The 15,987-nt window shown below is 66.4% G+C and carries 12 protein-coding genes; 5 read left to right on the top strand and 7 right to left on the bottom strand.

The features are described 5' to 3' along the window. Positions 1–14: 14 nt before the first annotated feature. From EP7_RS16915 to EP7_RS16900, 4 genes are all read right to left on the bottom strand, one after another. A complete protein-coding gene (locus EP7_RS16915) occupies positions 15–1,337 on the bottom strand; it encodes a DUF1501 domain-containing protein (RefSeq protein ID WP_463522771.1) in 1,323 nt (440 codons plus the stop codon). Between the two features lie 114 nt (positions 1,338–1,451). Then, positions 1,452–4,496, bottom strand: coding sequence for a tetratricopeptide repeat protein (locus EP7_RS16910; RefSeq protein WP_463522769.1), 3,045 nt, complete (start codon positions 4,494–4,496; stop codon positions 1,452–1,454). Between the two features lie 206 nt (positions 4,497–4,702). After that, complete coding sequence (locus tag EP7_RS16905) at positions 4,703–7,129, bottom strand: DUF1549 and DUF1553 domain-containing protein (RefSeq protein WP_463522767.1); 2,427 nt, start codon at positions 7,127–7,129, stop codon at positions 4,703–4,705. An 80-nt stretch (positions 7,130–7,209) separates the two neighbouring features. Next, a complete protein-coding gene (locus tag EP7_RS16900; protein ID WP_463528432.1) occupies positions 7,210–8,745 on the bottom strand; it encodes a YifB family Mg chelatase-like AAA ATPase in 1,536 nt (511 codons plus the stop codon). A gap of 239 nt (positions 8,746–8,984) precedes the next feature. Here EP7_RS16900 and EP7_RS16895 point away from each other — a divergent pair, with 239 nt between their 5' ends. Next, complete coding sequence (locus EP7_RS16895) at positions 8,985–9,455, top strand: hypothetical protein (protein WP_463522765.1); 471 nt, start codon at positions 8,985–8,987, stop codon at positions 9,453–9,455. A 141-nt stretch (positions 9,456–9,596) separates the two neighbouring features. Here EP7_RS16895 and ycaC read toward each other — a convergent pair whose 3' ends face one another. Continuing rightward, positions 9,597–10,223, bottom strand: a complete 627-nt coding sequence (ycaC, locus tag EP7_RS16890) for an isochorismate family cysteine hydrolase YcaC (RefSeq protein ID WP_463522763.1) — start codon at positions 10,221–10,223, stop codon at positions 9,597–9,599. Positions 10,224–10,457: 234 nt separating this feature from the next. Between ycaC and EP7_RS16885 the strand changes: the two genes are divergently transcribed. After that, positions 10,458–11,321 (top strand): UbiA-like polyprenyltransferase, encoded by an 864-nt coding sequence (locus tag EP7_RS16885; RefSeq protein ID WP_463522761.1) that lies wholly within the window; start codon positions 10,458–10,460, stop codon positions 11,319–11,321. 53 nt (positions 11,322–11,374) lie between these two features. Here the strand turns inward: EP7_RS16885 and EP7_RS16880 are convergent, their stop codons facing one another. Both EP7_RS16880 and EP7_RS16875 read right to left on the bottom strand, forming a co-directional pair. Continuing rightward, positions 11,375–11,854: a DinB family protein gene (locus tag EP7_RS16880; RefSeq protein ID WP_463522759.1), complete on the bottom strand. Its 480-nt coding sequence runs from the start codon at positions 11,852–11,854 to the stop codon at positions 11,375–11,377. A gap of 33 nt (positions 11,855–11,887) precedes the next feature. Beyond that, positions 11,888–12,940 (bottom strand): TolB family protein, encoded by a 1,053-nt coding sequence (locus tag EP7_RS16875; RefSeq protein ID WP_463522757.1) that lies wholly within the window; start codon positions 12,938–12,940, stop codon positions 11,888–11,890. 133 nt (positions 12,941–13,073) lie between these two features. Between EP7_RS16875 and EP7_RS16870 the strand changes: the two genes are divergently transcribed. The 3 genes from EP7_RS16870 (at position 13,074) to EP7_RS16860 (ending at position 15,960) form a co-directional block, all read left to right on the top strand. After that, positions 13,074–13,622 carry a cob(I)yrinic acid a,c-diamide adenosyltransferase gene (locus EP7_RS16870; RefSeq protein WP_463522755.1) on the top strand — a complete coding sequence of 183 codons (549 nt, stop codon included), beginning with the start codon at positions 13,074–13,076 and terminating at the stop codon, positions 13,620–13,622. After that, a complete protein-coding gene (locus EP7_RS16865; protein ID WP_463522753.1) occupies positions 13,619–14,371 on the top strand; it encodes an SDR family NAD(P)-dependent oxidoreductase in 753 nt (250 codons plus the stop codon). The genes EP7_RS16870 and EP7_RS16865 overlap by 4 nt, the downstream gene beginning before the upstream one ends. A 539-nt stretch (positions 14,372–14,910) precedes the next feature. Further along, entirely contained in the window at positions 14,911–15,960 is a 1,050-nt protein-coding gene (locus EP7_RS16860) for a DUF1559 family PulG-like putative transporter (RefSeq protein ID WP_463522751.1), read from the top strand. Positions 15,961–15,987: the final 27 nt, after the last annotated feature.

Below are 15,987 nucleotides of genomic sequence, written 5' to 3'. Positions count from 1 at the left end.
CGAATCGCCGGAGCTCAGATCAGCTCGGCAATCGGCTCGCCCACATTGAGAACCGGCCTGGGTCGGCCGGAGTCGTCGGGGAATTCGTGAGACGAGTTTAGCCCGAGGACATGGTAGATCGTCCTGATCAGGTCCTCTGGCCTGAGCGGGCGGTCCACGGGACGTTCTCCGTTGCGATTGGTCGCGCCGACGACCTGACCGACATTCAGGCCCCCGCCGGCAAGGACCGCGCTCATCGCGTTGGGCCAGTGATCGCGCCCCGACGACCCGTTGATTCGGGGGGTGCGGCCGAATTCGCCCCAGACGACCAGCAAGACTCGCCGATCGAGCCCGCGGTCGTATAGGTCTTCGACCAGCGCGGCGATGGCCGCGTCGAGCGGGGGAAGCTGGCGGCGGCAGGCCTGGAAGACCTGCCCGTGGTGGTCCCAGCCGGTGTCATTCACGGTCACGAACGTCACGCCCGCCTCGACCAGCCTGCGTGCCAGCAGACAGCTCTGGCCGACCTTCGTCCGACCATAGCGATCGCGCAGGCGTGGGTCCTCGGTCGTCAGGTCGAAGGCGCGTCGGGCCGCCTTGCCCGTCACCATCGCGTTCGCCTCGACGGCGAATCGGTCCAGGCCGTCCATCATTCCCGAGGCGTCCCGACGACGCTCGATCCGATCGAGCTGCGCCAGGAGCTGGCGACGGTCGTCGATCCGGTCGAGGTCCAGGCCGTCCGGGGGGACGAGGTTCCGCACCCGGGCATTGGCCGAGGGGTCGCCGTCGACCCGGAATGGGTTGTAGCCCGCCCCCAGGTACGACGCCTGGGCATACGACGGGGCGCCCGGCACGGAGACATACGCGGGGAGGCCGACCGCGTTGGGTCCCCTCATCTTCGCGACGATCGACCCGACGCTGGGCCGGCCGTTCGTCGGCTGGAATGCGGAGTCGGCCCTGAACCCCGTCATGATCCAGTGGCTGCCGATATTGTGATCGTCGGCCTCGTGGTGCAGCCCACGAACGACGGCCAGCTTGTCCATCAGGCCGGCCTGGCCGCGGAACATCTCGCCCAGGAAAATTCCCGGGACGTTGGTGGAGACTGGTTTAAACTCGCCCCGGAACTCGGCCGGAGCGTCGGGCTTGGGGTCCCATGTCTCGATCTGGCTGGGGCCGCCCCCCAGCACAACCTGGATCACGGCCGTATCCCTGGTCGGAAGCCCGGCCTCCGCGGCCTTCGATCGCAGCCGCAGAACATCGGCCAGAGTCAGCCCACCCAGCCCGAGCGAGCCCACCCGAAGGAAGCCGCGCCGTGTGAGGCCGTCGCACGTCCTGGAACGCCCCGAGATGAGATCGAGCATGGCCGATTACCCCTCCCCTACCGGGCCGAGATCGGTGCATCTCCCGCCGGAACATCGGCCCGGCGGCCAACCTCCATGGAACTTCGATCGTACCATCCCAACAGCGTCAGTCGTCTACCAGGGGAAGATTCCCGGGTCGACACCTCGGGCACGTAGGCCGTCCTGGGCGATAAGCCTGAACCAGGCATAGCACGGGTCGGCGTTCGCCAGGTTGAAGTACTCGAGGGCGGCCTCCTGCTTACCGTTGCGTTCGAGAAAGGGGGCGAGGATCGCGCAAGTCGAGGGCCATTTCGATGCTGTGAGTTCCTCGATCTCGGCCTTGAGCGCCTCCATGTCGAGTTCATTGGGATCCCCTTTGGCGAGCCAGACACCGAGCCTGCCCATGACCTTCGCGGTCCTGGGGCTGCTCGGGCTCGGGTTGTCGCCAATCGCCTTCAACGCGTCATCGCGGCCCGCCTTGTCGCCGGCCAGCTCACAGGCGAGGGCCAGGATGGCCCCGTCGGTCGTGTCATTCGTCGCGGCGAAGCGAGGTACCAGCCTCTCTCGGGCCTTCTCGGGCTTGCCGTCGAGAATCTGAATGATGGCGACGTGAAGTTCCTCGTCGGGCCTCGGTACGCGACCGGCAGCGAGCTGTGCCTCCACGAGCGCCGCGGCGGCCTTGGCGTCCCCGTGGCCGGTCCGCTTGCACCAGTAGGCCCAGGACAGCCAGTCGTTGCTATAGCGTTCGGAGATCCGGCGGATCCAGCGCTCAGCCCCGTCCCAATCCTGCATCGCCTCGGCGCACTTGGCGGCCATGAGCATCGAGTCGCCCGACCACGACGCAGCCGCCCGCTCGGCGAACGATCGGGCCTTCTCGTACTCGCCCTTGGCCATCAGGAACTTGGCGATGCCCATGAGCGCCTTGGAGTGGTCGAGGGCCATGTCCTCGTTCTTGACGAACTCCTCGACCGCCGCGATCCAGCGGTCGGCCCGGCCGGTCTTCAGGTAAATGTTCACCAGGCCGTCGAAGATCCAGAGATCGGGCGAGGCTTTCAGCGCCGCTTCCAGAAGTTCCTGGGCCTCGTCGAGCTTATTCTTGCCCTCGAGCTTGATGCCGAGCGTGGCCAGCACGTAGGTATCGTCTCCCCCGTGGTCCTTTCGCCATTCCGTGGCTTCCTTGTCGGAGAGCGACTCATCGACGTAAATCCATGCGCCACGGCCCAGTGGCGAGTAGGGGTCGAGCTGACGCAGTTGAAGCGCCGCGGAACTCAGTCCGATGCCACGGATCGCGGCGATCCTCTCGACCATCCCCGGGACCGTCCCGTGTTCGTTCCGCGACCAGGCCATGAGGCCGGCTTGTGCCGCCCAAGCCGTGTCGATCCCTTGCAGATGCTTGAACATGGAATTCGCCCTGTACGGCATGTCATCCAGGTCAATGGCCCGAATCCCCTTGATCGCTTCGGCATCGACGCCCGCGAACAGGGCGACATACGACCGGCTCGGGTGGTCGGCGACGTAGGGGGTAACCTGCTCGGCGAACTCCGCGGGCGAGACATTGAGCCAGTCGGTGAGGAAGTAAAGGCGACGGCAGACCTGAGTGAAGCGGATCTCGCGGAGCTGCCTGGCGAGCACGCCCCAGGTCACGTCTCCCTCGTCTTCCCCGGCCGATTCATCAAACGCCCTTCGAAGCGAGACCTCGTCGGGATGGCCACCGTCGTCAACCAGGCCCGCGACCCGCGCGGGAAGCCCTTGCAAGGTAGAAATTCGCCTGAGGACGGCACCCGCATACAGAGCCTGGCCTTCGGTCGTCGCCCGGTGCAGATTCGACACCCCACCGATGGCGGCCAGCCCGTCGTGGACCCGATAACAGTCGGGCACACGCGTCAGGAGGTGCCGGCCGGCTTCGACGATCTCGTGCCGATTCACCCGGTCGAGGCCGTCGAAGATGGACGAAGACCGCGAGATCGACAGGAATCGAAAGTAGGCAGGCCAGGGGTCGCCGGGCTTCTCCGAGTCTATCGTCGCCAGCGTCTTGCAATCGGACAGGAGAAAGGCCCTGATCATCCTGATCCAGTCGGGGTCCGGGCCGACCATCCCGGCCTCGTCGGCCTCGAAGAAGTGCTGGCTCGCCGGCCTGTTCAGGCCGACGACCGCCTCGGCATAGGCTAGGCCGCTCAGGGCCTCGGGATTGTTCTCGTCGAGCGAGAGGGCACGCCGCCCGTACAGCAACGATCTGGCCTGGAACGCGTTGGAATCGGAGGTCCACTGCCCTTCCGAGAGCGAGCCGAGATGGGCGTAGGCCCTGGCCAGGGCGACCAGCAGCGTCCTCGATTCGCCACCCCGCCGGATCTCCGAGTGCAAGGCGCGGATCGCCGCGAATTGCTCGGTCTCGACCGGCTGCTTCAGGCTCGCTTCCACCTTCTCGGGAAGGGGGGCCTCCGGCTGGCGGGCCGGCGCAGGCTCCGTGCGCTTCAGGCCAAGGCCTTCGAGGGCGCGGCGGAATTCCTTGCGAGAAAAACCCTCGACCTCGCCGGCCAGCTGGCTGTAATCGGGGGCGATTGGCAGCTTGTAGTCGACACGGGTCGCCCAGACGACCTTCCGTGTCTCCCCCTGCCCCTCGACGATCGTGATCCTGCCGTGGGGGGTCTCTCCCGGGGGCAACTCGTATTCGCGCAGGAATTGCGACCCGATGCGAAAGCGGACGTCGGGCTCGCCCGCAGGCGCGTGGTCGCCGATGGGCACGTCGCGAGTCAAGGCGCCCAGTTCCTCGCGGGCCGAGATGAGCAGGCCCTGGCGGACCATATCGCGGGCCAGGAGCCCCAGGTAAATCGAGTAATTCTCCGCGGTTTCGGGCTGTTTACCTCGCTGGAGAACCACGATCGGGATCGGCCGCCCCGGCCTTGCCTTGTAGATTGAGACATCGCTCCAGTAGGCCGATTCATCCTCCTCGATCGGGACCGGAGCGGCGGCGACTGGCGGTCGGGGCGCGGCGGCAACCTGTGCCAAGGGCTTCGCGGCGACGGCGAGCCTGGCCTGGGCGATGGCCTGCTTGACGTCCTCGCCGATGGCTCCCCAGATCACACTCCCGGCCCCGACAAGAACGACCAGGGCGACGAATCCGACGACGAAGTTACCGGGCGAACGGCGACCCCGCGGCTTCTCTGGATTGGGTTCGTTCACTGGGAGGAGTCCGTAGAGGTGACAGCAACTGCGGGCCTCGAATGCGTCGCCAAACCCAACATGGCGGTCGAGCGTGGATGCCTCGCAGATTAGCATCCATGCTATCAGTGACTTCACCAACGATCCATCGCCAAAATCCAGAGATCAATCGCTTTCGGAAAATTTGTCGTCTCAGGACAACCTGCCCCGAGGCCAAGGGCGTTTCCTCAGCGATTGAACTGGAATTCCTTGGTATTGATCAGAGCCCAGATCAGGTCTTCATAACCCTGGACAAGCCTCTCCTGAGAGCGTCGGCGTGCCAGGTGGGCCAGGCAGGTTTCACGCTCGTCGGCCGACGGAGGTCGACTGACGCAGAGGCGATAGAGTTCGTCGAGCTTCTCGGCATCGGGGCGGGAGTCGGCGGCTAGAATTTGGGCCCGGCCCTTGCCCTCGGTCAACTTCTGCTGGATTTCCGGCGAGTTGAGCAGGTGGAGGGTCTGCGCCAGATTCGCTTCGGGCGACCGCTCGCATTCGCAGACGCTCTCACGGGCGGGGCGGCCGAAGACGTCGAGGAAATACGAGTCGGCCCCGGCGTCGGCAAGTTGCACGGCTCGCGTTTCGCCGGGCACGTTCGCGAACGCCTCGCGGGTGCCGGCGGCCTCGTTGACAGCGTCTAGGAGGATCTCGGCCGGCAGGCGTCGCGGATAGAACCTGGCGAAGTTCTGGCGGTCCCCTTCATTCTGAGGGATCGGCATGCTGCTCCGGTCATAGGCCCGGCTCGTAGCGATCAGGCGGACGAGGCGTTTCAGGTCGAAACCGTGCGCGACGAAATCATCGGCCAGCGCGTCGAGAAGTTCGGGGTTGGTGGCTGGATTCGTCGCCCGCATGTCGTCCTCGGGCTCGACCAGGCCCCGACCGAGGAAGTGCTTCCAGTAACGATTGACCAGGGCCCGGGCGAAGAACGGGTTGTCCGACCGTCCCATCCACTCGGCCAGGTCCTGCCTCGGGTCGCGTGTGGCCGAGGGATCGGCCCAGGCGGGGCTCCCCAGTGGTTTCGCGGGGAGATCTCGCTTCGTGATCGGGTGCGTGGCCAGGCCCTTCGGCTTGACGAACAGGCGAGGGCTGAATGGGTCGGAGCCCGGCTTGCGGTCGATCCGCGCGAAGATCGAGGCGAAGGCGTAGTAGTCGTCCTGGCTCCAGCGCTCGAATGGATGATGGTGGCAGCGAGCGCACTGAATCCTCAGGCCGAGGAAGAGCTGGGCGGTGTCGTCGGCCTGGGATTCGACGGTGGACACCCCGCGATACCAGACGACCGGCGGGTTGACGAGGGCGTCTCCCCTGGCCGCGACGATCGCGGTGACAAATCGGTCATAGGGCATATTCTCGGCCATCGCCTGGCGGATCCAGGCATGGAACGCGTAAGTGGCCGGCTGCGACCTGGGGCCGAACGGGGATTTGTTCTTGAGGATCGCCGACCACTTCATCGCGAACAGGTCGGCATATTCGGGACGCTCGACCTGCCGGTCGACCCACCGCTCACGCTTGTCGGGCCTGGTGTCGGCCTCGAACGCGGCGACGTCGGAAGGCCGTGGGAGGACGCCGCAAAGGTCCAGCGACGAGCGCCGGGCGAACTCCGCGTCGGTGCAGTCCGGGCTCGGAGCAAGGCCCAGCGAGCGGAGCTTTCCCATCACGAGCGGGTCGATGAAATTCCTGGCCGGGGGATCGGCGACGGCTGCCTCTCCCTCGACCGGCGGACGTGCGAGGGTCGCTCGCGCGACGGCCACCAACCCGTTGAACCGGGCCATGATGGCGGCTTCGCCGACGCCCCGGCCGGCCAGGATATGCCCTCGCTCGTCGACCGTGGCGAGGTCGGCCGCATTGGATTGGAATTGCGCGAGTTGGGTGACGTCGGCCTGCGACCCGTCGGCGTAGTGGGCCACCACACGGAGTTGCTGGCCGCCCCCGGCCGGAAGATTCCTCCAATGGGGCCTGGCTTCGATCCGCGTCGCCAACTTCCCCCGCCCCTCAGGGGACCTGGCCCCCTGGGCGATCCAGCGTGCGATCACGCGGTACTCGGCCGAGTCGACCGAGAGTCTCCTACCGCCGCCATGGGGCAAGGCATTGGTCGCCTTCGCCAACACCAGGCTGGACCCGGGCGCGGCCTGGAACACCCGACGCCCCCGGCCCTCCTTGACCAGCGTCTCGTGATCCATCGCCGGATCGAACCCAAGCAGGCTCAGCCGAAACCCATTCTGACCGGCCAATTTCCCGTGGCAACCGCCGCCATTGCAGCCGAGCCTGGTGAAGATCGGGACCACGTCAGACTCGAAGGCAACCGGCCGCCCGTTTGCCGACTCGGTGACTTCGACCGAAATCCGCGAGGCGCGTGATCCGACCCGCACGACGATCGAGGTCGCCCCGTCGGCGAGTGGCCGGGCCACGCCCCGGTCGTCGACCTGGACGACAACCGGATCAAGGCTCTCGTAGGTCGCATCGGCCGTCCGGTCGATGTCGTTTTCCGTCACGACGATCTGGCCCAGGCCGTCAGTACCGACGAACCGGAATGCGGGCGGGTCGACCTCCAGCTGGCCACCATCCGGCGTGGCACCCGTGGCCAGCAAGGTCAGCCAGATCGCGACCGAGGTGATTGGCACGGAATGCCCCCTTGCTCCGAGCGATGGGATTGCACGACTCACCACCCATACTTCGACGATCGGGCTTGCTCATTTTGACCTTAGCAGAAAACTCCTCGGTCCAGCGATCGGTAACCGACGGCCTCGGCAACGTGATGACCCTGGATCGTGTCGACCCCCTCCAGGTCGGCGATGGTGAGCGCGACGCGCAAGACTTTATCGTGGGCTCGCGCTGAGAGGCCCAGCTCCTCCATCGCCGCCCGCAGCAGCGACGAGGCGTCGGGCCCCAGGACCGCGTACTTCCGCACTTGCCGGGGGGTCATCCGGCCGTTGACCGCCGTCCCCTTCGGGCCGAACCTCCTGGCCTGACGCGCACGGGCCTTCACGACCAGGGCGAGGAATTCCGCCGAGGTCGGGCCCGGCGGGGCCTCGTTCAGCTGCGCAAACGGCACGGCGGGGACCTCCACGTGCAGGTCGATCCGGTCGAGCAGCGGCCCGGAAATCCGGCTCAGGTAGCGGTCCACCTGCGGGGGCGTGCACGTGCAAGCCCGGCGCGGGTCGGATCGATAGCCGCAGGGGCAAGGGTTCATCGCCGCAACCAGCACGAAGTCGGCGGGGAAGGTGGTGCTCCGCAAGGCTCGGCTGATGGTCACCTGCCCCTCTTCCAGCGGCTGGCGCAGCACTTCCAGGGTCTTGCGGTTGAACTCGGGCAGCTCGTCCAGGAACAAGACCCCCTTGTGTGCGAGCGAAATCTCGCCGGGATGGGGCGTGCTTCCGCCGCCGACCAGTCCCGCGTCCGAGACCGAGTGGTGGGGCGAGCGGAAGGGGCGGACGGCCATCAGGGGCTCGCCCGACTTTAGCAGGCCCATGGCGCTATAGATGCGCGTGGTTTCCAGGCTCTCCGCGGGCGTCAGCGAGGGCATGATCGTGGGCAGCCGGCGGGCCAGCAGCGTCTTCCCCGTGCCGGGAGGTCCGATCATCAGGACATTATGCGAGCCGCTGGCCGCGATCAGGAGGGCACGCTTGGCGTAGTCCTGGCCTTTGACGTCGACGAAGTCTTCCTCGTAGCGTGCCAGCCGGGTGAAGACGTCGTCCAGGTCGACCCGCGTCGGCTCCAGGTCGAGTTGGCCGGAAAGGAAGCCAACCGCCTGCGCCAGGCTGCCGACCGCGTAGATGGGCAACCCTTCGACGACCGCGGCCTCGGCCGCGTTGGCCTCGGGGACGAGGAGCCCGTCGATCCCTTCGGACGACGCCGTCAGGGCCATCGCCAGGGCCCCCTTGATGGCCCGGGTCTGGCCGTCGAGCGCTAGCTCGCCGATCACCGCGAACCGGCCCGGTCGATCGCAGCGCACCTGGCCGCTTCCGATCAAGAGGCCCAGCGCGATGGGCAGGTCGAGCCCTCCCGCGTCCTTCTTGATGTCCGCCGGGGCCAGGTTGATGATCACGCGGTCGTCGGGCCGTCGGTAGCCCGAGTTGACCAGCGCCCGCTCCACCCGATGCGTGCTCTCGCGGACGGCCGCCTCGGCCAGCCCGACAAGAACAGTCTTGGGCATCGACGAAGACGAGACGTCGACCTCGACGGCAACCGGGGCGGCATCAATGCCGATGAGCGTATACGAGCTGAGCTTGGCCAGCATGTGGTCGAGGTGCCTGGATCGAGGGACCGGCCCCGCTCGGCATCGAAGGGCCATTTCGACTGCGTCGCCCGCGGCGGCGCCCCGACGGTCGGTCGGGTACGATTGTCCACCCGAATGGGCATCCCGGTCAATAACCGTCCCCGATTTGACACACGCGACCAGAAACCTCCTGTGGCACTCCATTTGCAATTCCACCTGCCGTGAATGCAGATTCGCCCCTCCTCTCTCGGAGCCGACTCATGGCCATCAATCCCGAAGATAAGAACCGTGACGAAAACCGCGACCCGATCACCGGTGAGCCGGGTGCGCACCCGGTCGGCACCGGCCTGGGCGCGGCTGGCGCCGGCGCGGCCGGTGCGGCCATCGGCATGGCGGCCGGCCCGGTTGGTGCGGCCATCGGCGCGGTCGTCGGTGCCGTCGCTGGCGGCCTCGCCGGCAAGGGCGTCGCCGAATCGATCGACCCGACCGCCGAGGCGTCCTACTGGCGCGAAAATTACAAGTCTCGTCCCTATGCCTCCTCGGACGCGACCTACGACGACTACGCGCCCGCCTATCAGTACGGCTGGGAATCCCGCGCCAAGTCCGCCCACACCAGCTTCCAGGACGCCGAGGCCGAGTTGAAGTCCGGCTGGGAAGCGACCAAGCACAACACCAAGCTGGGCTGGGAAAAGGCCAAGCACGCCACCCGCGACGCCTGGGACCGGATCTGAACCGCCGGCACCCCCCTGGACGCGCGAGCGCCGACGTTTGAGCACGTTACGTTCAAACGCCCGAGCATGTGCTTGATTCATCAATTCGCGTCGCCCTGCCCGATGGCAGGGCGACGCGAATCTCGTTTTGACGCTCCGCGATCAAGCCTGCTTCCGGCTATTGTGTGCCGTCATCAGTGCCATGTAGATGGGCGTGTGGTCGATGAGGAGCTTGCCGAAGCCCTCGACGTCATTGCGCCAGTCGCGATGAAGCTCGGAAGCCGCGGCGAACCAGTTGACGAGCTGCACGCCCGCGGCCGACATCCGCAGCCAGGCGGCGTCACGGCTCGCCTTGTCGAACGTCCCCGAGGCGTCGGTGACGACGAAGACCTCGTAGCCCGCCTCGATCGCCGAGAGCGCCGGGAAGGCCACGCAGACCTCGGTCACGATCCCGGCGATGATCAGCTGCTTCCGGCCGGTCGCCTTCACGGCGTTGACGAAATCCTCGTTATCCCAGGCATTGATCTGCCCGGGGCGGGCAATATAAGGCGCGTCGGGGAACATCGACTTCAATTCGGGCACGAGCGGACCGTTGGGGCCTTCCTCGAAGCTGGTCGTCAGGATGGTCGGAAGCTTGAAATAACTGGCGATGTCGGCCAGCGCCAGGACGCTGTTTTTGAACTCCGAGGGCGAGTAGTCCTGCACCAGCGCGGTGAGCCCGCATTGATGGTCCACGAAGAGGACCGCGGCGTCATCCTTGGAGATTCGCCGATATTTGGGGCTGCTCATCCATTCATCTCCATGTTGAGTCGAAATCGATCACTGGGTACCTATATGGCCGAATCTCCGCTCATCCCGCAAGAAGTCGACGCCCGTACCGAAGGGCCAGGTCTGCCCTCGATCCGCCCCGAAGGATGGGGCGACTGTGGACTCGGGCAACCCGAGTCCTGGACGGCCGGGCGGCGATCCGGTTAGCATCCGGCAAGTCCGATCGCCCGCCACACCCGTCTATCAGGCAAAGCCTTGCGACTCAGCGACTATCTCTCGCTCGTCCGTTTCAGCCACACCCTCTTCGCGCTCCCGTTCGCCTTGCTGGGCGCCGCCCTGGCGGCCCACGGCCCGGACGGCTGGCGTGGGCGGCCCCGCGACTGGATTGGCATCCTCCTGTGCATGGCCACGGCCCGGACCGCGGCGATGGCGTTCAATCGCTGGGCGGACCGCGAGATCGACGCCAGGAATCCGCGCACGGCCGGGCGCCATATTCCCGCCGGGTTGCTGTCGGCCAGCGCGGTGGCGAGCTTTACGTTGCTCAGCTCGATCGCATTCGTTGCCTCGACGCTCCTGTTCCTGCCCAACCGCTGGCCCATCATCCTGGCCGTGCCGGTCCTGCTCTGGCTGCTGGGATACTCGTATGCCAAGCGATTCACCAGCCTGGCACATTTCTGGCTGGGCTTCGCGCTTATGCTCTCACCGGTGGCGGCCTGGATCGCCCTGCGGGGCGACATCGCCTGGTCGCCGGTCCTGCTCGGCCTGGCCGTGCTGTTCTGGGTGGCCGGCTTTGACATCATCTACGCATGCCAGGACGCCGAGTTCGACCGCGGCGCCGGCCTGCATTCAATCCCCGGACGCATCGGCATCGCCAACGCCCTGCGCCTGGCGGCGGCCTGCCACGCCCTGACCGTCGTGGCGCTCGTGGCCCTGGGCCTGGCTTATCCGCTGGGCACGATCTACTTCAGCGGCGTGGCCGCGGTGGCGCTCCTGCTCGTGTACGAGCACGCCATCGTCAGGCCCGATGACCTGACGCGGGTCAACGTCGCCTTCTTCCAGGTCAACGTCGCCATCAGCATGGGCCTGCTCGTCGTCGGCGTGGCCGACCTCGTCTTCTGAGCCGCCCGCCCGCGCGAATCCGTCCGCGCCGGGCGGGGGTGTTTTTCAAGGCCTCAGAACGCGATCGGCTTCTTGAGGGCCCGTCGGACCGCGACGAACTGGCCGGCGTGGAGGACGGCATGCTGGCCCATCAGATTCAGCATGTTGCCCACCAGCGGGAAGTTCTTGCGGACGGCCTCGGGGCTGGGCGTGTCCAGCCCGGCGTCGTCCATCGTCTCCAGGACCGCGCGGGTGGCGGCCCGCACCTTCCCGTGCAGGTCGAAGTATTCGGCCTTGGTCAGGAACGCCCCGGATGATGCGGACGGGTCGCGCGGGTGGGCCTCGGCAAATCCGGGCGGCAGGGCCGCGCCTGGCCTGATCATTTCCAGGAGCCTGGTGTCGGTCGAGATCAGGTGCCCGAGCTGCCAGGCGATCGGGTTCATCCCCTCGATCGGCACCAGCGTCAGGTCGGCGTCGTCGAGCCCTTCCAGGTATTTCTCCAGGAAGAACTCGCTCCGCGCCAAACCTTGATCGATCAGGTCTTTGGCCGTCATGTCGAATCGCTCGAGTGGGAGAGGGGAGAGGGATCAGCGGGCGGCGGTGGCCGACGGCTCGAGCTCGAAGTCGGCGATGAAGAGCTGGCTGGTGTTCTCGGGGTTGCGACCCTTCGAGGTCCAGAGCACCTTCTTGCCGTCGGGGCTGAAGACAGGGAGCCCGTCGAACCCCTCGCGGTAGGTGATCCGCTCCTGCTGGCCGGTCTCGGTGTCCATCAGGTAGATCTCGTAGTTGCTATGCCCGTGGATGCTCGTCGAGTACAGGATGTGGCGGCTGTTTGGGTGGAAGTAGGGGCCCCAGTTCACGGCCTTGTTGTCGGTGAGCTGCTTCTCGTTCTTGCCGTCGGGGGTGTTGATGAAGAGCTGGAGGAGGTCGTTCTCCTTGCGGTCGCTGCGGTAGATGATCTTCTTGCCGTCGGGGCTGAAGAAAGGGCCGCCGTCGTATCCCTTGGCGTCGGTGATCCGCCTGGGGTTGGTGCCGTCGGCGTCCATGATGTAGATCTCGGCATTGCCGTCGCGGAACGACGTGAAGATGATCTGCTTGCCGTCGGCCGAGTAGCTCCCTTCGGCGTCATAGCCCGGCGTGTCGGTCACCCGGACGAGATTCTTCCCGTCAAGATCAGCCTTGAAGATGTCCATCTGCGGGTCGAATTCCCACTTGTACCGCTCGGATCGGCTGTAAGCCGGCCCCGTCTTGGTGGCGGGCTTGGGGATTCCCTCCTTCAAGGCAGGGTCGAGGTGGGTCGACGCGAACAGGATCGACTTGCCGTCGGGGTGGTAGTAGCTGCAGGTGCACTTCCCCTCGCCGGTGGAGACGAGCTGAGGCTTGGCCCCTTCGGCCAGGTCCTGGGTGTAGATCTGGTAATCCTGCTTGTCGGGATCGTTGGCCTGGAAGATAATGGCCTTCGCATCGGGCCGGAAATAGCCCTCGCCAGCCCTGGCGAAGCCCCTGGTGACCTGGCGGATATTCCGCAGGTGCTTGGACTCAAGCTTGGCTACCTCGGCGGCAGGCAAGGCCGGCTCGGCGGCGGGCGGCCCCTGGGGTTCGGCCGCGACAATGGCCGCTGCGACGAGGATGGAAAGCATGGCGAGTGGCTCCGTCGGGGTCTGTCGGGTCGGGCTGCGCGGCGAGTCTCGTCCGTCGCGGCCCCGAGCGTGCCAAGTATAAATCCATCGCCGGGCGCTCGCCAAGGCCCGGCGCCCCCCCCTCGGCGAACGCATGAAGATCTACACGAAGACCGGCGACAAGGGCATGACCGGCCTGCTCGGCAGCGGCCGGGTCTCCAAGGACGACGCCCGGATCGAATCCTATGGCACCGTCGACGAGCTGAACGCCGTCCTCGGCCTGGCCCGAGCTGCTGGGGTCTCCTCAAGCCTGGACGGCTGGCTCGCCGCCGTCCAGGACGACCTCTTCGCCGTCGGATCCGCACTGGCCGACCCCGACCCCGAAGGTCGGTTCTACAACGCCATCAAGGAGGCCCACGCGATCCGACTGGAGGGCCAGATCGATGAGATGGAGGCCGGCCTGCCTCCGCTCACTCAGTTTATCCTCCCCGGCGGCACCGCCGCCGCCGCGCAGGTGCACCTGGCCCGCACCGTCTGCCGCCGCGCCGAGCGACTGGTCGTCGCCCTGCGCAACAAACCCGAGGAGCAGGTCTCCGACGACGTCATCGTCTACCTCAACCGCCTGAGCGACTACCTGTTCGTGATGGCCCGTAGCATCAACCACGAGGCCGGCGTCGCCGACACCCCCTGGGGTGGGCTTTGAACCTTCAGGGTAAGGTCGCCCTCATCACGGGCGGTCGACGAGTCGGCGGCCAACTGGCCCTGATGCTCGCCGACCGCGGCGTCGACGTCGCGCTGACCTACCACACCAGCCGCGAAGCCATCGAACGCACCGCCGAGACCGTCGAAGCCCGGGGACGCCGGGCCCTGACAGTGCAGGCCGACCTTTCCCGCGCCGACCAGGCCGACGCCGCCATCACGCAGGTCGTCGCGTCCCTCGGCCGGATCGACATCCTCGTGAACATGGCCAGCGTCTACAAGAAGACTCCGTTCGACGACTTGACCGCCGCCGACTTCGACGCGATGCTCGCGGCCAATCTGGCCGCCCCCTACCACGCGGCCATCGCCGCGGCCCGCCAGATGCGACGGCAGCCCGCCGTTGACGGCATCAAGGGGAAGATCGTCCAGGTGGGCGACTGGGCCACCGATCGCCCCTACCGCGACTACCTCCCTTACCTCGCCGCCAAGGGGGGCCTGACCACCTTCACCCTGGCCCTTGCCAAAGAGCTTGCCCCCGAGATCGCCGTCACCATGGTCCAGCCCGCCATGATCGACCCACCTCCCCACCTCTCCGAGTCCGATCGGACCGCCGTCCTCGACGCCACCCCCCTGCACCGCCTGGGAACCCCCGAAGACGCCAACCGGATGATCCTCTTCCTCCTGGAAGGCTCCGACTTTGTCACCGGCGCATGCTACCGGGTGGATGGCGGCCGATTCCTGGGCGTCGACTGAACATTGCGCGCGAGGTGAAGCACGGGGCTTTCGGGGATGGATTTGAAGTGGATTTTGAAACCTCCTTCTCATCCGGTCGGATTCGCGGGTAAACTGCCTCCAGTTCTCAGAAGAGGCTTGCCTCTCTCGTTGGAATCTCTCCCAACCCCGAGAGACATTCCAGGACACCCCCGATGCCAACGCTCAGAAAGCGCCCCGGAGCCCCGTACCTCGCCCTGATCTTCGCGACCGTGTCGATCGGCTGCGGCGAGAGCGAGGTGGGGACGATCGATCTCGGCAAGTCCAAGTCAATCGCCGATTCCAAGGGCATTTCCCGTAAACCTGTCTCAATCACGAACTCCAAGGCAAGAGGGGTCGGCCGAAACGCGGCGAATCCCCCGGGACCGCCAATCCGATCCACCTCACGCGGCCCGGGCCGCTGAGACCCCGCCCCACCTCACTTCACCTCCCATCATCACGTCACAACCCGCCCGGTCCTGACTTCACCGAGGCCATCACTCCGGTTACGGTTAGCCCCTTCGAACATCCGAGGCCTCCCCATGAACCTCACCCGCCGAACGCGGCGCCCTCCCGGGTTCACGCTGATCGAGCTCCTCGTCGTCATCTCCATCATCGCGGTTCTCATCGCCCTCCTGCTGCCCGCCGTCCAGTCGGCACGCGAGGCCGCCCGGCGCTCGCAGTGCGTCAACAATCTCAAGCAACTTGCCCTGGCCGCCGCCAACTACGAGTCTCAGACCGGAGCCCTGCCCTCGGGCCACTTCTCGCTGCGCACCGACGGTGCCACGACCTATGGGCTGGGCATCAACGCCCTCGTCTTGCTGGCCCCCACCCTGGAACAGGCGCAGGCCTACAACGCGTTCAACTTCAACCTGTTTATCGGATCGCCGTCAAACGTCACGGTCGCCGGCGTGGGGATCTTGGGCCTGTGGTGCCCGAGCGACCCGGTCTCTTCGGAGAGCTTGGCGCTCGACCAGGCCTATTACGGCTACACACCCCCCAGCATCACCCAGAAGTTCAGCAGCTACGTCGGCAACCGTGGGAGCTACTGGGGTGACACCTTCTACACCGTCACCCGCGCCTGCCTGCCGACCTATCGAAGCGCCATGAATGGCACAATCTTCGATCAGGGGACGGTCAGTCTCGCAGAAATCTCCGACGGCACCAGCAACACGCTCCTATTCGGCGAGCACGCCCGCGGTGTCATCGCCCAATCCGACCGGACAGGCTTCCAGTGGTGGCACTCGGGCTACTGGACCGACACCATGTTCGACACCAGTTACCCCATCAACGGCCACAAGAAATACCGCGATCAAATCGTCAATAGTGGCTGGTACTGGGTCCCCCTCCAGGCGGCCTCCAGCTTCCACCCCGGCGGCGCCAATTTCTCGATGGTCGACGGCTCCGTCCGGTTCATCAAGGAGACCATCTCGTCCTGGCCGATCGACGTGAACAACGTCAATGGCGACCCGATCGGCATCGCCTACGGCATCGACTGCGGCGAGCCCCACATTGGCTCCTCCGTCCCCCAGGTCTACCAGGCGCTCTCGACCCGCAGGGGGAACGAGGTCCTCAGCGCCGACTCTTTCTGAACGAACTCGGGACGCCCGCGACTGGGG

This window comes from Isosphaeraceae bacterium EP7, assembly GCA_038400315.1.
Classification (GTDB): domain Bacteria; phylum Planctomycetota; class Planctomycetia; order Isosphaerales; family Isosphaeraceae; genus EP7.
The sequence above is the reverse complement of the archived record's forward strand: the minus strand, read 5'-3'. Positions and strand labels throughout refer to the sequence as shown.

Coding starts and splice junctions, on each gene's coding strand:
- EP7_RS16870 (WP_463522755.1), top strand. CDS start 13,074: ATGAAGATCTACACGAAGACCGGCGACAAGGGCATGACCGGCCTGCTC.
- EP7_RS16900 (WP_463528432.1), bottom strand. CDS start 8,745: ATGCTGGCCAAGCTCAGCTCGTATACGCTCATCGGCATTGATGCCGCC.
- EP7_RS16860 (WP_463522751.1), top strand. CDS start 14,911: ATGAACCTCACCCGCCGAACGCGGCGCCCTCCCGGGTTCACGCTGATC.
- EP7_RS16895 (WP_463522765.1), top strand. CDS start 8,985: ATGGCCATCAATCCCGAAGATAAGAACCGTGACGAAAACCGCGACCCG.
- EP7_RS16915 (WP_463522771.1), bottom strand. CDS start 1,337: ATGCTCGATCTCATCTCGGGGCGTTCCAGGACGTGCGACGGCCTCACA.
- EP7_RS16880 (WP_463522759.1), bottom strand. CDS start 11,854: ATGACGGCCAAAGACCTGATCGATCAAGGTTTGGCGCGGAGCGAGTTC.
- ycaC (WP_463522763.1), bottom strand. CDS start 10,223: ATGAGCAGCCCCAAATATCGGCGAATCTCCAAGGATGACGCCGCGGTC.
- EP7_RS16875 (WP_463522757.1), bottom strand. CDS start 12,940: ATGCTTTCCATCCTCGTCGCAGCGGCCATTGTCGCGGCCGAACCCCAG.